This window comes from Clostridium sp. UBA5712, assembly GCF_002419845.1.
Lineage (GTDB): Bacteria > Bacillota > Clostridia > Clostridiales > Clostridiaceae > Clostridium_J > Clostridium_J sulfidigenes.
This window is the reverse complement of record NZ_DIGW01000015.1, coordinates 73,373-93,606: the sequence shown is the minus strand read 5'-3', so window position 1 is coordinate 93,606 and position 20,234 is coordinate 73,373. Positions and strand designations below refer to the sequence as shown.

General features: G+C 29.8%; 16 protein-coding genes. 8 read left to right on the top strand and 8 right to left on the bottom strand.

From position 1 onward, the window contains the following. The first annotated feature begins 111 nt into the window (after window positions 1–111). Both B3B03_RS12960 and B3B03_RS12955 read left to right on the top strand, forming a co-directional pair. A complete protein-coding gene (locus B3B03_RS12960; RefSeq protein WP_346877518.1) occupies window positions 112–2,304 on the top strand; it encodes a KAP family P-loop NTPase fold protein in 2,193 nt (730 codons plus the stop codon). Window positions 2,305–2,475: 171 nt separating this feature from the next. After that, window positions 2,476–3,531 carry a beta family protein gene (locus B3B03_RS12955; RefSeq protein WP_346877517.1) on the top strand — a complete coding sequence of 352 codons (1,056 nt, stop codon included), beginning with the start codon at window positions 2,476–2,478 and terminating at the stop codon, window positions 3,529–3,531. On the opposite strand, the gene B3B03_RS12950 is transcribed toward B3B03_RS12955, so the two are convergent. Continuing rightward, the gene (locus B3B03_RS12950; protein WP_346877516.1) at window positions 3,440–4,051 is read right to left on the bottom strand and encodes a sce7726 family protein; all 612 of its coding nucleotides are present in this window, start codon (window positions 4,049–4,051) and stop codon (window positions 3,440–3,442) included. The genes B3B03_RS12955 and B3B03_RS12950 overlap by 92 nt on opposite strands. Before the next feature lie 121 nt (window positions 4,052–4,172). Here B3B03_RS12950 and B3B03_RS12945 point away from each other — a divergent pair, with 121 nt between their 5' ends. After that, entirely contained in the window at window positions 4,173–5,825 is a 1,653-nt protein-coding gene (locus B3B03_RS12945) for a recombinase family protein (RefSeq protein ID WP_346877515.1), read from the top strand. An 11-nt stretch (window positions 5,826–5,836) separates the two neighbouring features. On the opposite strand, the gene yabG is transcribed toward B3B03_RS12945, so the two are convergent. Then, window positions 5,837–6,574 carry a sporulation peptidase YabG gene (yabG, locus tag B3B03_RS12940; RefSeq protein ID WP_346877514.1) on the bottom strand — a complete coding sequence of 246 codons (738 nt, stop codon included), beginning with the start codon at window positions 6,572–6,574 and terminating at the stop codon, window positions 5,837–5,839. A 206-nt stretch (window positions 6,575–6,780) separates the two neighbouring features. Here yabG and adhE point away from each other — a divergent pair, with 206 nt between their 5' ends. Further along, window positions 6,781–9,417 (top strand): bifunctional acetaldehyde-CoA/alcohol dehydrogenase, encoded by a 2,637-nt coding sequence (gene adhE / locus B3B03_RS12935; protein WP_346877513.1) that lies wholly within the window; start codon window positions 6,781–6,783, stop codon window positions 9,415–9,417. A 79-nt stretch (window positions 9,418–9,496) separates the two neighbouring features. Here the strand turns inward: adhE and B3B03_RS12930 are convergent, their stop codons facing one another. Beyond that, window positions 9,497–10,498 (bottom strand): CotS family spore coat protein, encoded by a 1,002-nt coding sequence (locus B3B03_RS12930; RefSeq protein ID WP_346846977.1) that lies wholly within the window; start codon window positions 10,496–10,498, stop codon window positions 9,497–9,499. Window positions 10,499–10,616: 118 nt separating this feature from the next. On the opposite strand from B3B03_RS12930, the gene B3B03_RS12925 reads away from it, so the two are divergent. Then, a complete protein-coding gene (locus tag B3B03_RS12925; protein WP_346846976.1) occupies window positions 10,617–11,756 on the top strand; it encodes a glycosyltransferase family 4 protein in 1,140 nt (379 codons plus the stop codon). A 34-nt stretch (window positions 11,757–11,790) separates the two neighbouring features. Here the strand turns inward: B3B03_RS12925 and B3B03_RS12920 are convergent, their stop codons facing one another. Genes B3B03_RS12920 through B3B03_RS12905 form a run of 4 tightly spaced genes read right to left on the bottom strand, consistent with a single transcriptional unit; the run spans window position 11,791 to window position 14,866 of the window. Further along, the gene (locus tag B3B03_RS12920) at window positions 11,791–12,828 is read right to left on the bottom strand and encodes a CotS family spore coat protein (RefSeq protein WP_346846975.1); all 1,038 of its coding nucleotides are present in this window, start codon (window positions 12,826–12,828) and stop codon (window positions 11,791–11,793) included. An 18-nt stretch (window positions 12,829–12,846) separates the two neighbouring features. Next, complete coding sequence (locus B3B03_RS12915; RefSeq protein ID WP_346846974.1) at window positions 12,847–13,611, bottom strand: hypothetical protein; 765 nt, start codon at window positions 13,609–13,611, stop codon at window positions 12,847–12,849. 10 nt (window positions 13,612–13,621) lie between these two features. After that, window positions 13,622–13,840: a hypothetical protein gene (locus tag B3B03_RS12910; RefSeq protein ID WP_346846973.1), complete on the bottom strand. Its 219-nt coding sequence runs from the start codon at window positions 13,838–13,840 to the stop codon at window positions 13,622–13,624. 12 nt (window positions 13,841–13,852) lie between these two features. Further along, window positions 13,853–14,866 carry a CotS family spore coat protein gene (locus tag B3B03_RS12905; RefSeq protein WP_346877512.1) on the bottom strand — a complete coding sequence of 338 codons (1,014 nt, stop codon included), beginning with the start codon at window positions 14,864–14,866 and terminating at the stop codon, window positions 13,853–13,855. Window positions 14,867–15,002: 136 nt separating this feature from the next. On the opposite strand from B3B03_RS12905, the gene B3B03_RS12900 reads away from it, so the two are divergent. Further along, entirely contained in the window at window positions 15,003–16,136 is a 1,134-nt protein-coding gene (locus tag B3B03_RS12900) for a glycosyltransferase family 4 protein (RefSeq protein ID WP_346877511.1), read from the top strand. A gap of 170 nt (window positions 16,137–16,306) precedes the next feature. On the opposite strand, the gene B3B03_RS12895 is transcribed toward B3B03_RS12900, so the two are convergent. Continuing rightward, window positions 16,307–17,374: a mannose-1-phosphate guanylyltransferase gene (locus B3B03_RS12895; protein WP_346846970.1), complete on the bottom strand. Its 1,068-nt coding sequence runs from the start codon at window positions 17,372–17,374 to the stop codon at window positions 16,307–16,309. Window positions 17,375–17,605: 231 nt separating this feature from the next. On the opposite strand from B3B03_RS12895, the gene B3B03_RS12890 reads away from it, so the two are divergent. Together B3B03_RS12890 and B3B03_RS12885 are read left to right on the top strand one after the other, a co-directional pair. After that, entirely contained in the window at window positions 17,606–18,718 is a 1,113-nt protein-coding gene (locus B3B03_RS12890; protein ID WP_346846969.1) for an LCP family protein, read from the top strand. Window positions 18,719–18,916: 198 nt separating this feature from the next. Then, window positions 18,917–20,230: an LCP family protein gene (locus B3B03_RS12885; protein ID WP_346877510.1), complete on the top strand. Its 1,314-nt coding sequence runs from the start codon at window positions 18,917–18,919 to the stop codon at window positions 20,228–20,230. Window positions 20,231–20,234 lie beyond the last annotated feature (4 nt).

Below are 20,234 nucleotides of genomic sequence, written 5' to 3'. Positions count from 1 at the left end.
TTTAATATGAGTGTTCTTAGATATAGTTTCGAATATTTTAATTTTCCATATCCTGAATATAAATATATATTCACATATAAGCTAGCTGAAGTAATCTATTATATGATAGAAATGTATGATAAAGGAGATAGAAAAGTGTATTTAGAGGATACCCCGATAAAAAAGCAAGAAGATGATTTGCTGCATAGAAGAAATTTTGCAAAACGATTAGGTAAATCATTATTAGAAACAGATACGAAAGACGGATATTGCATAGGGCTATTTGGACCGTGGGGGAGTGGAAAATCCTCGGTTATTAATATGGTTTTAGAAGAAATAGACATTTTGAAAAATGATAAAGAGGAAAAACCTATTGTTATGTATTTTAATCCTTGGAATTTTTCCTCAACAGATCAATTACTACAACAATATTTTCTTATGTTGGCTAATAAGTTTTCTAGCCAAAATGATAAACGCCTAAATGCAATTGGAAATGAAATTCAGACATATTCAGATATGTTGGACTCCATTGGTGGAGTAGGAAAGATTTTAGGTACGGGTGGAAAGATTGCTGTACGCTTATTGAAACGCAAAAGTATTGTTGAAACAAGAGATATTTCAAAACAAAGAGAGATTATTGTAAAAAAACTGATGAACCAAAAACAAAAAATAATTATTATCATCGATGATATAGATCGGTTATCGAACGATGAAATTAAACTTGTTTTCCAATTGGTAAATGCAGTGGCAAAATTTCCTAATACGATATATCTTCTATCGTTTGATAAAGAAATTGTAGCAAGAGCATTGACTGAAGTGCAAAATTATGATGGAGAGAAATATTTAGAAAAAATCATTCAAGTTCCAATAGAAATTCCAAAGGTTACAAATGATTACCTTTGGGAGACACTTTTTATAAGATTAGATCAAGTTTTGAATAGTCATAAAGGTATAATTTGGGAACAAGATTATTGGGGGAGAATTTTTAGTGAATGTATTTCTAACTATATTGACAACATTCGTGATGTTGTACGTTTAATAAATGTATTAAATTTGAAATGTGACATGCTCAATAGTGATGTAAATTTTGTGGATTTAGTTGCTATAACAGTTATTGAAATAAAACTACCAAAACTTTATAGATGGATTAAAACAAATCAATCTAAACTGGTTGGTGGAGAATCTGAGTTAATTCGCTTATACGGAAAAAAATCACAAGAAATTGAAAAAATCAACTTGGAAGAAATGAGGAATTTAGATGAAGGTAATGTAGAAGAATATTATTGTCTTTTGAAGTTATTGTTTCCATACTATGCATCTAAAACAAGTGATAATTCATTTTATGAGGATAACTTATTACGGAAAAATCGAAGAATAGGGCATGAAGAGATGTTTGAAAGATATTTTGCATTAGAAATTGATGAAAAATCAATTTTAAAGCAGGATTTTGAATATGCTATATCAAAGATGGATGAACCCGAACTAGAAGTATACTTAGAAAAAATCAATAGCAATAATGCTGTAATTAGCTTTCTAAAAGAATTGTCTGCTTCTAAAGATGAAATTAAAATAGAAAGAGTTCCAGTATTGATAAAAGTATTATTTAATAGCGCGGTTACTTTTAATGCGAAAGAAACAAAACTTTTTTTTACCTTGTCTGCTTATAGTATGGTTTTATATCGTATAGAAGAGCTGTTTTTAAAAATAGAAAATGATGAAGAGCGTTTTGAGCTATTAAAAAATCTAATTAACGCATCTAATGAAATAAATATTTCTATACTATCAGACTTAATAAATAAAATAGAGTTATCTCATGGAAGATTGGCTGCAGATGTTGAAAAAATAGGGAAAAAAATAATAAATCTTGAACAGTTAGAAGTATGTGAGAAATTATTTTTTCAAAAAATTATCGAAATTAGTAAGAAGAAGTGTTTGTTAGATTTATATAATTCATATATGATTTTGTATTTATATGAGTGTTTTGAAAACGATAGTTATATAAATTATATGAATAAAGTCTTACAGAATGATTTGAATAAACTGAAATTTTTAGGCCTTTCTGTCCAGAAATGGACAAGTGGTTCGGTAGTTAGTTGGAATGTAAATTCAAAGTATACAAAATTTTTAAGTGAAGATGTAATAAAGACAGCCATATATACTTGTCTGAAAAATAATGACATCTGGAAACTAAATGAAGAACAGATACATAAAGTAATCGCGTATATTTTATGGAATGAAAAAGTTTTAGATTGGGATGGTAATGTTGACGATAAAAAAGTGATTGAACGGATTGATGAAATTAAAAATAATTTTGATATTGAGTAAAATTACAACTTTTGACTGTCAAAACCTAAGATTTTATAAGAGTATTTGTGAAAAGAGTCAAAATTAATAAAATAATATATTTCTATATACTTACGACAGATAAAACTAAGCTTACAGTTATATCTGTCTTTTATATATGTATTTATTAAATAATTATAAGAGGTGATATTTATGAAAAAATTTGTTCCTATCCTAAAATGGAAAGCTGGTGAAAGAAGTGGACTCTCAAATCTTAATGAAAATGTCAAAGAAGCAATTACTCCTATTATTGAAATAGTTGATGATTGTTCACCTGAAGTTGTTATTAAACAACTTATTAACTCATTAAATAAATCTGTATATTTTGATACTTGTAAAATCGAAGATTATGGAAAATCACTATTAGAATCTTTAATAACGACTGCCACTTCTCAAGATATAAACTGTATTCCTATTCTTTATCCATATGACCTAGAAGACCATTTTGAAAGATTCTCATCATTCTCTGATACCATAGCTATAAAAATTGAACTTCCTGTAGATATTTCTTCCCCACCTGCTCCATCTATTATTAGAGCTATTAATGCATTGAATGATAATTCAAAAAATTTCGATTTAATTATTGATATTGGTAATGTAGAGAATTCTAGAGAAGCAGCTAGACAATATAGTGAAGTATGCCAAACACTACTTGACTCAATAGATAACTTAGAAATTTTTAACAATATAATAATAGCTTCAACTTCATTTCCTGAAAACATATCTTCAATTGCAAGTGACTCAATTACTGAATTTGAAAGATATGATATACAAATATTTAAAAAAATACTTTTTCTAGAAGAATTGGAACATTTAAGAGGTAAATTAGTATATAGTGACTATGGTGTGACTAAATATCAAGATACTGAGATAGATTTTTCTAAAATGAATAGTCCAATTATAAATAAAATTAGATATACAACTGATGATAAGTATATTTTATTTAAAGGTAAAAATAAAAATCTTACTAATCCAATAGCCGTAAAATTTCCAGAACTTTCAGCTAGATTAGTAAGATCAAAGTACTATTATGGAAAAAATTTTAGTAATGGTGATTTAGAAATATATAATCGTAGTAATGGTAGTCTAGGGCCTGGAAATGGTACCAATTGGGTAGCTACATGTATAAATCATCACATAACTGTTGTAGTGGAACAGCTCTCCAAGATTTACGACTCTTTAGACACTTTCTTATGTAGTTCCGTATAACTTGATTATCAACTGATGATACTACTACATCACAAAGAGCAGATCTGGTTTTGCTCTTTGTTCCTTTTTCTTTACCATTCTCTTTTAATAATTGAATCAATTCATCCTTCCATAGTAATTCTAATGCCACTCTTAAATCTATATTTTTATTAATTTTTTCTTTCCTTTTACGTCTAAGAACTAACTCATTTTTATTTTGATGAACATAATAAATTCCCCACCATTTTGGTACAATATTTATTACTTTATCTAAGTGGTTTTTGCATGTAACTATAGACATAGTGTCAAAAACTTTATTATAAGATTCCATCTGATACTGCAATCTTTCCAATGTATCTCTCTCACTCTTTATCTCAAACCCATGTAACTTACCGTTTATCACTGCAATATCTACCCTTGAAAGTCCTCTACACACTTCCATTTCATCTATAACCTTTGTTGTTTTATCTGTAACAAAATCTTCTCTCTTTAAAAAATTAGAATATAAAACTTCTCTTATATCTGGATCATAAATACTCATTATACACCCTCTCCTATTAATAATTATATTGTCAACCATAGATTAAGTAAACATTTTAATATAAAATGTATTATAAGAATATCTTTAAATTATAATTTATTATTTTAAGGAAGTGAATTTAATGAAAATAGCAATTTACGCACGTAAATCTAAATATAGTCCTACTGGTGAATCAGTAGAGAATCAAATTCAACTATGTAAGGAATACCTTCAAGCTAAATATAAGTCTGAAACTCTTGAAATTAATGAATATAAGGATGAAGGCTACAGTGGAGGTAATACTAATAGGCCAGATTTTAAAAAGCTTATAGCTAAAATTGAAGACTATGACATGCTAATTTGTTATAGACTTGATCGTATAAGTAGAAATGTTGCTGATTTCAGTAGCACCCTTACCCTACTTCAAAATAATAAATGTGATTTTGTCAGCATTAAAGAACAGTTTGATACAACAAGTCCAATGGGAAGAGCAATGATTTATATATCAAGTGTATTTGCCCAGCTTGAAAGAGAAACTATTGCAGAACGTATTCGTGATAACATGATGGAACTTGCAAAAATGGGGAGATGGTTAGGTGGAACAATTCCTATGGGCTTTGACAGTGAGCCTATAACCTTTATTGATGAAAACATGAAGGAAAGGTCTATGACAAAGTTAATCCCTAATGTTGAGGAATTAAAGGTTATAGAACTTATATATGAAAAATATCTACAGTTGGGTTCAATGGGTAAAGTTGTTACGTATTTGCTACAAAATAATATAAAAACTAAAAAAGGTAAAGATTTTACTCTAGGATCTATAAAGCTAATCCTCACAAACCCTATTTATGTTAAAGCCAACAAGGAAGTTGTTAACCATCTAAAGACTCAAGGAATAACTGTTTGTGGTGATGTTGATGGTAAAAAGGCCCTTCTTACTTATAATAAAACTACCGGAATATCTAATGATGTTGGTACCAAAACAATGGTAAAAGATAAATCAGAATGGATTGCAGCTGTTGCAAATCATAAAGGAATTATACCAGCCCATAAGTGGCTCCAGGCACAAAATATAAAAGATAAAAATAAAGACTCCTTTCCTGCTCTCGGAAGAAGTAATACTACTATAGCTTCTAGAGTGTTAAGATGTGATAAATGTGAATCTACTATGGGAGTTTCTCATGGACATGTCAATCCATCTACTGGTAATAAACATTATTACTATAACTGTACATTAAAGAAGCGTAGTAAAGGTGTTAGGTGTGATAATAAACCTGCTAAAGCAGCTGAGGTTGATGAAGCAATTCTTATAACTTTAGAGAATATGTTTAAAACTAAAAGCTCTATCATTGATAATCTAAAAGCTAAAAATAAAACTCGTAGAATTGAAATGATATCTTCAAATAGGGTTGATGTAATTAATAAAATTATTGAAGATAAAACCAAGCAAATTGATAATCTAGTTAATAAGCTATCTTTGGATGATGACCTAACTGATATATTATTTAAAAAAATTAAGGGCTTAAAGGCTGAAATAAAAGAATTAGAAGATGAACTTCTGACTTTAACATCTGAAAATATAAAATTGAATGAAGATGAAGTAGTTCTTGACTTTACAGAAAAGCTTCTTGAAAAATGCTCTATAATAAGAACTTTGGATATATTAGAACAACAACAAATAGTGGATGCTCTTATACCCCTTGTTACGTGGAATGGAGATACTGAGGTATTAAATATATATCCTCTCGGCTCCCCTGAGCTTGAACTTAAAGAGGCAGAGAGTAAAAAAAAATAGGTTTTTTACTCTCATGTCTTCAACCTATGTATCATTTTCATATAGTTAGCACCTGCATCAAGCAATGCTTCGTAGTTTGATTGACAGGCACCTGCAAAAATAACCAAATCATCATAATTTGAATTATAGCTTCTTAATAAAGAAACACATTCTACAAAGTATTTTGAGTTTCTATAGTTTCCAAGATCCATATAATCTGATATATTCTTACTCATTCCATCATGACCCGTAATTACAACTATATCTGGGTTTATTTCCTTTACTAAATCTAGTATCTGGGAGGGCTGATCCTTTTCTGCTATGACTTTACCTACAGCCTCAATGGATAATTGCTTATATGTTTTTAAACAAATATCTAGGTATTGAGGATCACCATCAATATGAAGAATTTTACCTGGTCTTCCAAAGAATAATTCACTATTTTTAAAAGATGTACCTTTCTTTTCTTTTCTGTTTATCTCAGTGTCTATAACTCTTAATGCAGCGGAACTCCCTCTTGTATATGACCTTGATAGTAAAACTTTCTTTAGAGCAGTATTTACTTTTTTATTAAATACTTTATCCTTCTCCCCAACTCCCTCACTGTCAATAACCTCTAAATCATCTTCTATGCTATCTGCCTCAATTCTTATATTTAACCCCTTTAATAAATATTTTTTAACACCCTCATCATCAATTTCTATATCTATTATTTTAAATACTATATCTTTATTATAAGATTTTCTTACTACTCTATCACCTATATTCACCTATATCTCTCCTCATGATTTCCTCTTTATATCATATGAACTTTACTTAATAATTGTGAGATATTAAACCTATGGAACTCGGTAAACAAATATAAAAATATAGTAAAAGATTGATAAAAGTTTAACTAAATATGTTGAAATATTATTTTCATGGGTTATAATATAATTAGTTAAATAAATAACAAAGTTTAGGGGGTATATACTAAATGTCTACTGAAAAAATTGATACAAAATCTGTTAAGGAGTCTAAGAATGATTTCATTTCAAACTCTAGCAATTCAGCTGATAAAGCTATATCATCTGTGGATTCTGAAATTAATAACCTTGTTAAAAATGCTCGTGATGCCTACGAGGAATTTTTAACCTTTGATCAAAATTCCATAGATAATATAGTTAAAAAAATGACAATATCTGCCCTAAGTAAACACCGTGAACTAGCTAAAATGGCTATAGATGAGACAGAAATGGGTGTATATGAAGATAAAATAACTAAAAATATATTTGCCTCTGAGTATGTATACAACAGTATAAAAGATTTAAAAACTGTGGGTATTGTGAATGAAGAAGAAGATTATATGGAAGTTGCAGAACCTATAGGCGTAGTAGCAGGAGTTACTCCAACTACTAATCCTACTTCCACTACAATCTTTAAATCCTTAATAGCTATAAAAACTAAAAATCCTATAATATTTAGCTTTCATCCTAGGGCTCAAAAATGCAGTATAGCTACTGCTAAGTTGCTTTTGGATGCAGCTATTAAAGCAGGTGCTCCTAAGAATTGTATTCAATGGATTAGTAGTCCTTCCATTGAAGGTTCACAAAAACTTATGCTTCATCCTGGAGTAGATATTATTCTTGCAACCGGTGGTCCTGGTATGGTTAAATCAGCTTACTCTACTGGAAAGCCAGCTCTTGGTGTTGGTGCAGGAAATGTTCCTTGCTATATAGAAAAAACAGCCAATATTAAAAGATCTGTTAATGACTTAGTACTATCAAAATCCTTTGATAATGGTACCATTTGTGCCTCAGAACAGGCAGTTATTATAGATAGAGAAATTAGTGATGAAGTAATTTCTCTCTTAAAAGAACGTAACTGTTACTTTCTTAATAAAGAAGAAATGTTAAAACTTCAAAAGGTTGCTATAGATGGAAAAAGGCAATCTATGAATCCAAACATAGTAGGTCAAGGAGCTACAAAAATCGCAGAAATGGCTAATATTAAAGTTCCAAAGGACACAAAGGTTCTAGTATGTGAACCTGGCGGAATCGGTGCAGATTATCCTCTTTCAAGAGAAAAGCTTAGTCCTATCCTTTCAATGTTTATAGTTGATAGTACTGAAGATGGAATAAAAGCCTCTGAAGATATGATTGCTTTTGGTGGTCTAGGTCACTCTGCTGTTCTTCATTCTACCAATGACCAGGTTATTGAGGAATTCTCTAGAAGAGTTAAGGTTGGTAGAATAATAATAAACTCTCCTTCCTCTCAAGGTGCTATAGGAGATATTTATAATGTAAATATTCCTTCATTAACTTTGGGTTGCGGAACCATGGGTAGAAATTCAACAACTCAAAATGTTAGTGCAAACAACTTAATAAATATTAAACGCGTAGCTAAAAGGAGAGTTAATATGCAATGGTTTAGAGTTCCGGAAAGAATTTTCTTTGAACCTGGGTCTCTTTCATACCTTGAAAAACTTAAGGGTAAAAGAGCCTTCATCGTAGCAGATAAATTCATGGATAGACTTGGATATGTATCTAAAGTAATGGGACATCTTAAGAAAGCTAACTTTGATGTAAATGTGTTTTTAGACGTAGAGCCAGACCCATCTACAGAAACTGTCATGAGGGGAACCGCTCAAATGAATAGCTTTGAACCGGATGTTATAATAGCCCTTGGTGGAGGGTCAGCAATGGATGCTGCTAAAGGTATGTGGCTCTTCTACGAAAATCCTGATATAGACTTTAATGGTCTTAAACTTAGATTTATGGATATAAGAAAAAGAGCTTTTAAGTTTCCTTCTCTAGGTAAAAAGTCTAGATTAGTTGCTATTCCTACAACCTCTGGAACTGGGTCTGAGGTTACAGCCTTTGCTGTTATAACTGATAAAGAGAATAATATAAAATATCCATTAGCAGATTATGAGCTAACCCCTGATATTGCTATAATAGATCCGGAGTTAGTTATGACTGTACCACCATCAGTTACAGCAGATACTGGGTTAGATGTTTTAACTCACGCTATAGAAGCTTATGTATCTGTCATGGCTTCCGATTATACGGATGCCTTAGCTCTTAAAGCTATAGAGATTGTTTTTAAATATCTACCTATTGCATATAAAGATGGAAGTAATGCTCTTGCTAGAGAAAAGATGCACAATGCTTCTTGTATTGCAGGTATGGCATTTACCAATGCATTTTTAGGAGTTAATCATAGTATAGCTCATAAATTAGGTTCAGAATTCCATATACCTCACGGAAGAGCAAATGCTATCATGCTTCCACACGTTATAAACTATAATGGAAGTAATCCAAGTAAGTTAGTAGCCTTCCCTAAATATGAATATTATAAAGCTCCTGAAAAGTTCATGGAAATAGCAAAGTTTTTAGGTTTAGCTCACTCTACCTGTGAAGAAGCTGTAAATAATTTGGTGGAAGCTATCAGAAACCTAATGCTAGAGTTAAATGTTCCAACTACCCTTAGTCAATGTGGTGTTACTAAGGAGCATCTAGATTCTGTACTATATTCATTAGCTGATGAAGCTTTTGAAGATCAATGTACTATCTCAAACCCTAGACTACCTCTAGTTTCTGAAATTGCAGAACTAATTAAGGATGCCTTTTAATAAGGATTTAAATTAAAAATGAAAAGTTGTGGTATATCACATATTCCACAACTTTTTTATCTTCTCAAGGATAATCTCCTTAAATATTATAGAATTCTTTAAATTGTCTCATAAAACTTTCAAATTTTTCTCTTTCTTGTATAAGCTCCTCCATTTTCTTATTAAAAGTGTTTTGTACCCAATTTACTTCATTATAATAATACCTATTACATATTCTCCAATATCTTTGAGGGAACATCAAGAATGCATATAGCACCATATATTCATCATCTTCTATTGGAGATATTTCATTATAATTATCAATTATAAGCTTTGCTAACTCAAAATCCCATTCTCGTCTCTTTAAAACTTTAATCATAAAATTAGATAAATCAAAAGCTCTGACCTCTCTTTTACAGTAATCGAAATCTATTATACTTACTTCATTTTTTTCGTCTACTATTATATTGTGATAAGTAAAGTCATGATGACAAAAACTTTTTTCTTCCTCAGATATCCTACAAATATTATAATAATTAGATTGATTTAGAACCTCTAGGGCCTTTTGCCCTAAAACTTTATAATAATCCATTGATTTTATATAATTTAAATCAAACTCCGTCTTATGATTCCTTTTCTTTCTAACCATTTCTTTCATCTTATCAAAGGATTTTATTCTTTTTTCCATTAAATGAGGCCATCTTCCTAAGTCAGATTTTAATTTACTATTCTCAGATGGTTCATATCCCTTTGACGCTAAATGAAAATTAGCTAGAGCTCTAGATGCCAATATTAAATCATCATCACTATGGAAATCACATTCTCTCCCTTCTATCCATTGAGATAAAGTATAAATATCTTCGTTTACTAGAGCATATGGTTTTTCCTCTGTATTAAGATAATATCTATCTATGTTCTTAAACCCATTATTGTATAGATGTTCTTTAGCTCCATATACAAAGAATAATTTTTGAGTACCATAGCTTATTTTCTTTAAGCACCTGACACCTTTATTAGTTTTTAATTGATATACACCCTTATTAGGTTTAATATTTTCAATTTTAATATCAAATTGACGTTCAATTTCAAACTCTCTCATCATAATTTCGCACCCCCTCTATAATTTATATGTATCAACAGCATAATTTAGAATAGCCATAACATATTTGAGTTTAAGTGAATAGTATGGATTATAATACCTATTGTAAAGGAGCATTTATATGAATATTGGTATAGACATTAGAGCTGCCAAGTGGTACAGGGGTACAGGTATAGGAACTTATTCCTATCAGCTCATAAACGCTATTAATAAAATTGATACCTTAAATGAATACACCCTCTTTAGTGATTGTAATTCTACACCCATAAACTTTAACTCTAATTTTAAAATTTGCTCTACTCCTAATATAAATACTAATAATTTTTGGGAAAGTGTAAGTCTTCCTATAAATTTAAACAATGAAGATTTAAACATATATCATGTACCTCAAAATGGTATTGGCTTACCTTTGGATCATAATCTTCCTTTTGTTATCACTCTCCATGATACAATTCCAGCACATATGCCAGAAACAGTTGGTGATAAATATCTTAGTCTTTTTAACAGTTCCATGGAGAATATAGTAAATAGATGTGATGGTATAATTACTGTTTCTAATTTTTCTAAGGAAGATATATCAAAGGATTTTAATTTCCCAAAAGAAAAAATATATGTTACCTATTTAGCTAGTGAAGATATCTATAAACCCCTTGATAAAATTCTATGCAGTACTATAATAAAAAAATACTATTCTTTACCTAAAAATTATATTTTGTATACAGGTGGTTTCAGTCCTCGAAAGAATATTTCTGGCCTTATAGAAGCTTTTAGTAAAATTCATGGTAAACTACCTAATGAAATGAAATTAGTCATAGCAGGAACTAAGGGTAAATCCTATAGTATTTATAAGAATCTTTGTGAAAAGTTAAAAATTACTGACAAAGTCATATTTCCTGGTTTTATAGCAATGGAACATATGCCTTATCTATACAATAATGCAGCCCTTCTAGTTTATCCTTCCTTTTATGAAGGCTTTGGACTTCCTCCTCTAGAGGCTATGGCATGCGGTATTCCTGTAGTTGCATCCAATGTAACTTCTATACCTGAAATTTTAGGTGATAGTGCACTACTATGCTCTCCCTATTCTATAGAGGAACTGGGAGAAAGTATTTTAAAGACACTACTAGATAATGTATTGAGAAATGATTTAATTAATAAGGGTTTTATGAAAGTAAACTCTCTATCCTGGGAGAGAACCGCAATACAAACTCTAGATAGCTATAAAAAAATAACTTCATCAGATAAAAAGGAAGATACATAGAGTATCTTCCTTTTATGCTACATCCTAGGGGGGGCTAGGGTGTAGCCAATTTGTAAATATTTTTGAATGTTTCTACCATATCTTGTCTTTCCTCTATATCTTGCACTTTTTTTTGTATTTTATACAGGTAACTATTGAATTTCCAAAGTTTTTTTCTATAAAAATAATCTCTAGATATAGAGTAAAATCCTTCTGGGAATAATAACATTCCATAAAGCACTTCGTACTCTTCCTTTGATATAGGTGATATGGAATTATATTCTTTTATAATTTGTTTCAACATATTGAAGTCATAGCAACTATTCTTTGTGGTCTTATTTATAAAATTACATATATCATGAACTCTTAAATCTATTATGGAATAGTCAAAATCTATAAAATATCCTTTATTATCCTTTATTAAAATATTGTGATAAGCTAAATCATGATGACAAAGAATAAAATTATTTTTCACCTTACATAGCTCCATGTAAGGTGACTTTTCTAATACTTCTATACTCTTTTTCATTCTTTCAAGGAAATAATCTACGTGAGTAAGAAATATTTCATGAAACTCATTTTTATTCTTATAACTTAAAGCCATAGTCTTCATATTTTCTAAATCCTGAAGCTTTTCCTTATAACTATTTATAAGTTTAAAACCTTTAAATCTGCTACAATCCTTAGAAAATCCTATATCTCTTGATGCTTCATGCATCTCTGCTAGACTCCTAACTGCTATATTAATATCTAAAGGATTATTGTATTCACACTCTCTGCCTTCTATCAAATCCATAACTACATAGGTACTGTCCTTCCACACTGTGGTGATATGTCCCATATTATTTCGATAAAAATTTATGACTCTATCAAATCCATTGTTTGTTAGATAATCTATACCGTATACTATAAAATATAAATCTTCCTTGGTATAATCTATTTTCTTTAATATTTTATTTCCCTTATCTGTTAACAGAATAAATACCTTTCTTAATGGAATTACATCCGTTACTAAAAAATCATAACTATTAAAAAGTTTTATATCTAAGTTGTATTTACTAAGCCATTCCTTATAAGAAAATCTATTTTCCATAATATTTCAGTCACCTCCTTATATTAAAGACATTTCATCCTCTTTAATACCATTTAATAACCTTCTTATATACTCCTCTTCATTCCAACTTTTTTTATTCTTCTTATATTTCTCATATATCTTAATAAATTCATAGGGATAAGATAACAGTGCTCTAATGAATACTTTACTACTTTCACCCAATCCTTCTAACTTACAAAATTCATCTATACACTTATTAAAATCCACCTTAAATCCCTTTCTCTTAAGCTTTACTAAAAAATAATAGCAATCCATCTCTACCATGTTATATGCTATGTCATCGAAATTTACAATTTCTATGGTTTCACTTTTTCCTAGATTATCAAAATCTACATTAGTTAAACATATCTCTACATTATCCATACTTCTTGCAACTAACTCCATATAGTCATTATTCATTATTGTATCAATAACCTTTTCACCCCTAGCTAAAACTCTGTCTCCTCTTTCTAAAACTATCTCTTCTACTCTATCTATTGGTCCATTTTCTTTAATTTTTTCTAGGCTACGCCTAAATTTTTTAAGCTGAATTTTATCATCTTCAATGAGCTTACAAGTGTGATTATTTATTCTTTTTCTTAAATATCCATTAAAGCCACAAGATAACTTATGGACTTCATTTATAATGTTAATTTGGTTTATTACTTTTTCCTCTAATATGCGTCTACTTAAGGTCTCATTGCTTTTCAGCATAAAATTTACTTTTTTAACACCCTTAGTACATAAATATTGCTGAAAGCTATCATAAAAAAATCTATTCATTTTAACACCTCTACTTACGTTTATTTTTTTCTACTTTATTTATCTTCTTCAGTATTTCTTCTTTCTCCATTTCAAGCTCCATCATCTTCTTTTTTCTTTTTTTTATTTTCTTTAATTCTTTAACGTAAGCTTCCATATCCTCTAATCTTTTATCATAATCCTCTATGGTTTTTAGTTCTTCCAGCTCTTCAATAAATTCATCATAATTTTTGTTTTCATTCTTACTCACATAACCCCCTCCTTAAAGATTATCTAACTTAAATTCTCTAAAGCTATTTATAAATTCCTGTCTTTCTTCTCTGTCATCGTCATAGGCTTTTAATTTTCTTAAAAAGAAATCCTCTCCCCACATTTTTTTCTCCCAATAATATTGAATACCTCGTTGCCAATAATCTTGAGGAAATTCCATAAATGCAGCCATGATTTTAATATCATCTTGTTCTAACCTATGGGTTGATTTATAAGCTTTTAATATAATTTTTACTCTTTCTTCATTCCATCTTCCATACTTCATAGCCCTAATTAAAAGGCTAGATAAGTCATGTAAATGTGTATCTAAAATACAATAGTCAAAATCAATGATATTAACCTTATTATCCTTGCCTATTAATACATTGTGGTTGGCATAATCGTGATGACAAAACCCCCCTAGCCTTATCTCATCAAGGATCTTAATTTCATAATTTGTATCACAAAGATTATTAATTGCTCTGTCACATCTCTGAAGCTCCTCTTTCATCATACTTAAATAGTACAAGTCAACATCTGTCTTTTTGTCTCTTCTATCTATAATATCTTTGAAGCTCAATATTTCTCCCTTTCTTGTCCTATACACTTCTATCCACTTAAACCAACCAACTCTAGGTTTCATATCTCTACTTACTATAAATCCTTCACTACATTTATGAAGCTGTCCTAATTTTTTAGCAGCTATAGAAAGTTCAATGGGATTTTCATAAGAACTCTCCCGCCCATTAAGCCATGGCGTTACATAGGCAAAGTTCTCATGGAATTTTATATAATCCATCCCTCTTGTTGTTCTTATTATGTTTGGTACATACTGAAATCCATTGCTATCTAGATGTTTCATAGCTCCTAATATGAATAAAAAATGTGGAAGTTCATATTTTACTACCTTTAGACAATATATCTGTTTACCTGCCTCTACTCTATAAACGCTTTTTATTTTTTCTATAGAAGTTAGTCCAATGTTATATTCTTTTTTCAATATTTCTGATATCTCTAAATCTTTCAAAAAAACCTCCTCCATAAACCTTCTATAGGTAATATATGATAACTCCAATAAATGTGTGTTTAGTTTTCAAGTATTTGTAACACTTATTTATTCCCTGATTAATATGTAATATATGGTTTTAAAAGGAGTGAAATTTATGAAGTTAGCCATAGATGGTAGAGGCATAAACTGGTATAACGGAAGTGGTATAGGAACATATACAGAAAACCTTTTGAAAAACTTACTTAACATAGATAGAAATAATTTTTATCAAATTTATTGGTCTGGTGAAAACTATGAAAGTTATCAAAAGGAAAATACTAATTTAGTTATGTGCTCAAAAAAATATCAAAGATTCTTTCAGGATAATTTTTTCCCTGAAGACTTAAAAAGAGAAAATATAGATTTATATCATATTCCACAAAATGGTATAGGGTTGACTCCTGAAGTTCATTGCAAAACAGTAGTTACAATTCACGATTTAATTCCCTATATAATGCCTGAAACTGTAGGCAGAGGCTACTTATTAAAATTTTTGAAAGAGATGCCTTATATCGCAGAAGCTAGTAACGGAATTATTACAGTATCAGAATACTCAAAACAAGATATATTAAGATTTTTCCCAATAGATGAGAGTAAAGTATTTGTTACTCCCTTAGCTGCCGATAAAAAATATATGCCCTTAGACAAAGAGCTGTGCAAAAATATAATAAAAGAAAAATATGATATAGATAAACCTTTCATTCTTTATGTTGGGGGTTTTAGTAAAAGAAAAAATGTATATTCCCTTATAAGTACCTTTAGTAAGTTAGTAAACCATATGGATAAAGAATATAATTTAGTAATTGTAGGCTCCTATAGAGATGAATCTCAGGAGCTAGTAAAATTAGTTGATAAACTTAATATGAAACGATATATAAAATTTACAGGTTTTGCACCTGATGAAGATTTGCCTATTTATTACAATGCCTGTGAATGCTTTGCATATCCTTCATTATATGAAGGTTTTGGATTACCACCACTTGAAGCAATGAGTTGCGGTACCCCAGTAATTTCTTCAAATACAACCTCTATCCCAGAAGTAGTTGGACATAGTGGTATTCTAATTGATCCACATAGTGATAAAGCTCTTTTAGATGCCATGGAACTTATGCTTGGTAGTGAAACCCTTCGAAATGAATTTAGCAAAATATCACTTTTAAGAGCAAAGGAATTTTCTTGGGGAAATACAGCTATGAAAACTTTAGATATCTATAATGAAATCTATAAGAGAGCCCTGGAAGAAAGGTGATGCTCTTCTAGATGACTTTATTTTAAATATATATTTTCCGTTCTCATTGAAACATATAAAACCCTACAGTCAATATACACTGTAGGGTTTTATATGTTTGAAAAAATTTAATTATTAAGCTTAGTTTTAGTAAGATATTATTCTCCTCTAAAACTAAGCTTAAATTCATATTACAAGAACTCTTCTAATTCCTTTTCTTCCTTCATTTCATTAATCAGATGCTTTAACTCTTGATCCTTATTTTTATCCATTACTAAAATAACATCCCCTGCATCTACAATAACTAAGTCTTTAATTCCAAAACCTATAATTAGATTTTTCTGTCCAAATACTGCACAGTTCTCACTGGAATTTAAGTATGCAGAACCAACTATCCTATTACCATTGTGTTCATCTAAAAATCTAGTTAAGGATGCAAAACTTCCAATATCATCCCACTGAAATTCACTTTTTATTACATATCCTTTTCTAGTTTTCTGCATTATTCCAAAATCAACTGAGATACCATCGATTATCTTATATTCTCTCTCTATAACTTCTTCTTCATCCTCTTCTCCAACATGTTTATAAATTTCACTTACAGAGCTATACATCTTTGGTAAGTACTTTTGCATTTCTCTTAGAAATACATCCGCTCTCCATACAAACATTCCAGAGTTCCATAGATAGGTACCTTTTAAAATAAAATCCTTAGCCACATCTATATTGGGCTTTTCTGTAAATCTAGCTACCTTATAAGTTTTCATAGAGCTTACCACTGGGTCTCCCATTTCAATATATCCATAACCTGTTTCTGGCCTACTAGGCTCAATGCCTATAGTTATAAGCCCTCTTCTTTTTTCTGCAAGCTCTACTGCATTCCTCAAGGTATCTATAAATTCCTTTTCTCCCTCTATATAATGGTCAGATGGTAACACTACCATAACAGCATCCTTATCTCTCTTTAACAGCTTGGCTGCTGCAAGACCTATGCAAGTAGCAGTTTCTTTATTGCTAGGCTCTATAAATATATTTTCTTTATTTAGTTGAGATAATTCTCCATGAATTTTTTCAATATATTCTTTATTAGTAACTACAAATATATTTTCTTTATTTATTAAAGGTTCTATCCTTTTTACTGTATTAGTCAAAAAACTATCTTCATTGAAAACTTTTAAAAACTGCTTGGGATTATTAGAGCGAGACAGTGGATACAACCTTGTACCTTTGCCTCCTGCCAAAATTAACGCGTATAACACAAGTATCACCTTTTATATTGCTTATTTTCATAATATGAACTTTAAAAGAAATTTGTGAAGAATAAAAACTTCTTTTGATATACCATTATAAGAAATTTTATCGTATAATTATAGAATAGTTTATGGAATAAATTTAATTTTGTAATACTTTTGTAATCTCTATATATACCATAGTTGTTAATATATAATTGACATCTAGTATAAAAAATACTTAGAAAGGGTGGTTTTACATTGGGTGATGATAAGACTTCTATTAATAGAAGAACCACTGTCAATAAAACAGCATCTATAGATGCTAAAAAAAATAGCTTAAAGAAAAAAAGAGCAAAGCAACGTAAACGACGAAGAATTATATCCATTACAATAATCTCATTAATTATATTACTTATTATATTCTTAGTAAGTATAAATTCTACTCTAGGTAGAATGAAGCGTACTACAATCAATGATGACAATTTAGAAATTAGTGATAAATTTAAAGAGGGCAATAATAATTATATTCCATTTGAAGGAATTATAAATATAGCACTATTTGGAATAGATAAAGAAGAAGATAATATTCAGCGTTCTGATGCCATAATGGTAGGTACACTAGATACCACAACTAATAAAATTAAAGTTACTTCATTTATGAGAGATACCTATGTTAATATTCCAGAGTATGGTTATGATAAACTTAATCATGCTTATGCCTATGGTGGACCTGAACTTGCTATATCTACTCTAAATAAAAACTTCGATCTTAATATAACAGATTATGTTACTGTAAACTTTGAAGAATTGCAACAAATTATTGATGCTATCGGTGGTATTGATATGAGTCTTGATGCAAGCGAAATTAAAGTTCTAAATGAATATCTAGATTACTTAAATGACTTCTACAAAAAACCTATCAAAAATGTTTATGTTAGTAAAAATGGGAAAGTTCATTTAACTGGATTTGAAGCACTTGCTTACACTCGCAACAGAAGTACAAATGGTGGTGACTTTGATAGAACTGCTAGACAGAGGCACGTTATGGAGGAAATGTTTAATAAAATCTCTAGTTCCGGTGTAGCAAAATTAACTTCTATGATAAATAAACTTCTACCACTTGTTGAAACTAGCTTATCTAACTCTGAAATTGTAAATCTCAGCACGCAAGTACTAACCCTCGGAAACTATAATATTGAACAAGAAAGATTCCCCAGAAATGGATATTGTGAAGATTCTTATATTAATGGTATTTTTTATCTATGTTATAATGAAAATATAACAAAAGAACAAGTTTACGAATATATTTTCCATGACAATAAAATGTGGGATTCACTTAATAATAATAAAGACGCTAATGATAATAACTAATATTATTCTGTAAACTGTTTGACATTAAATCCCACCTACCAATATATACGTTTCATGTAATTTTATTTGAATTATTTCGAACTATCTACTTAATTGTTATTTTTTACAACAATTGAGTGGATGCCAACTTATTTTATTATATATTTAATTTTAATGTTTATATAATTAAATATAAATTCAACTTAGGATGTGATAATTTTGGAAGATTTAAAAAATAAAGAAAAAATGAGAAAAAAAAGAAGAAAAAAGCATTTACCAATAAAGATATTTATCGCTTTGGTAATAGCACTTGTTTTATTATTAGTTACTGGGTGGTTATATGGAAATAATCTACTGTCTAAAATAAAAAGAACTGAAATTAATGAAAATGATCTTGGAATAAAAGATGAAGTTAATGAAAAAATTCAAACTAATAATATTAAAGATATAGTTAATATAGCAATTCTAGGAGTAGATGAATCTGAGAATGATGCAGGTCGTTCTGATGCAACTATGATAGCAACCTTTGACCCTATTCATAAGAAATTAAAGATTACATCCATAATGAGAGACACCTATGCAGATATACCTGGTTATGGAAAAGATAAACTCAATCATGCCTATGCTTACGGTGGTCCTCAACTTTCAATAAAAACTCTAAATCAAGATTTTGGACTTAATATTAAAGATTATGTGAAAATTAATTTTGAAGAGCTCGAAGGACTTATAGATGCTATCGGCGGTATTGATATGAAAATGGAATATATGGAGAAGTACGAAGTTAATAACTATATAGAACGTTACTCTGAAGCCAGAAATATTACAGAGGAAAAACTAGTTATGGATGAGAAAACCGGAAAATATCATCTAACTGGATTCCAAACTCTGGGTTATTGCAGAATTAGAAGTATTGGTAATGGTGACTTTGATAGAACAGAAAGACATCGTAAGATTATGACTGAAATGTTTAATAAAATCTCTAAAGCCGGCACTGCAGAGCTTGCTTCCATGGCAACCAAACTATTGCCTTATGTAGAAACCAGTCTATCTAACAAAGAAATAATTAATCTAGCTACAAATGTACTTAACCTAGGAACTAAAAATATAGAACAAGAAAGATTCCCAAGAGATGAATATACTCATAACTCAAAAATTAATGATATATTCTACTTATGCTATGATGAAGATTATACCGAGGAGCAAATTCATGAATATATTTTTAATGATAGAAAAATGTGGCTAGAACCTAACCCAAAGGTATATAATCACGATGCTGAACACTCACATGGTAATGAAATATCAGATTATCAGAATACAAATACCGAAACTATAGCTCCTAATACCAATGTGGAAACAGAGGCTCCTACTCCGAGTAACAATGGCAATACTATTGAAAATAACACTAATGATACAGGTAACTCCTCAAATGGTGATGGTTCCAATAATGTTGATAACACTGAAGGTGAAAGAACATCTACAGATACCCCAGTGGAACCACCTACAGAAGGTACTGACCAAACAACTAATCCTTAATGGG

Coding starts and splice junctions, on each gene's coding strand:
- B3B03_RS12960 (WP_346877518.1), top strand. CDS start 112: ATGTATGATAAAGGAGATAGAAAAGTGTATTTAGAGGATACCCCGATA.
- B3B03_RS12955 (WP_346877517.1), top strand. CDS start 2,476: ATGAAAAAATTTGTTCCTATCCTAAAATGGAAAGCTGGTGAAAGAAGT.
- B3B03_RS12950 (WP_346877516.1), bottom strand. CDS start 4,051: ATGAGTATTTATGATCCAGATATAAGAGAAGTTTTATATTCTAATTTT.
- B3B03_RS12945 (WP_346877515.1), top strand. CDS start 4,173: ATGAAAATAGCAATTTACGCACGTAAATCTAAATATAGTCCTACTGGT.
- adhE (WP_346877513.1), top strand. CDS start 6,781: ATGTCTACTGAAAAAATTGATACAAAATCTGTTAAGGAGTCTAAGAAT.
- B3B03_RS12930 (WP_346846977.1), bottom strand. CDS start 10,498: ATGATGAGAGAGTTTGAAATTGAACGTCAATTTGATATTAAAATTGAA.
- B3B03_RS12925 (WP_346846976.1), top strand. CDS start 10,617: ATGAATATTGGTATAGACATTAGAGCTGCCAAGTGGTACAGGGGTACA.
- B3B03_RS12920 (WP_346846975.1), bottom strand. CDS start 12,828: ATGGAAAATAGATTTTCTTATAAGGAATGGCTTAGTAAATACAACTTA.
- B3B03_RS12915 (WP_346846974.1), bottom strand. CDS start 13,611: ATGAATAGATTTTTTTATGATAGCTTTCAGCAATATTTATGTACTAAG.
- B3B03_RS12900 (WP_346877511.1), top strand. CDS start 15,003: ATGAAGTTAGCCATAGATGGTAGAGGCATAAACTGGTATAACGGAAGT.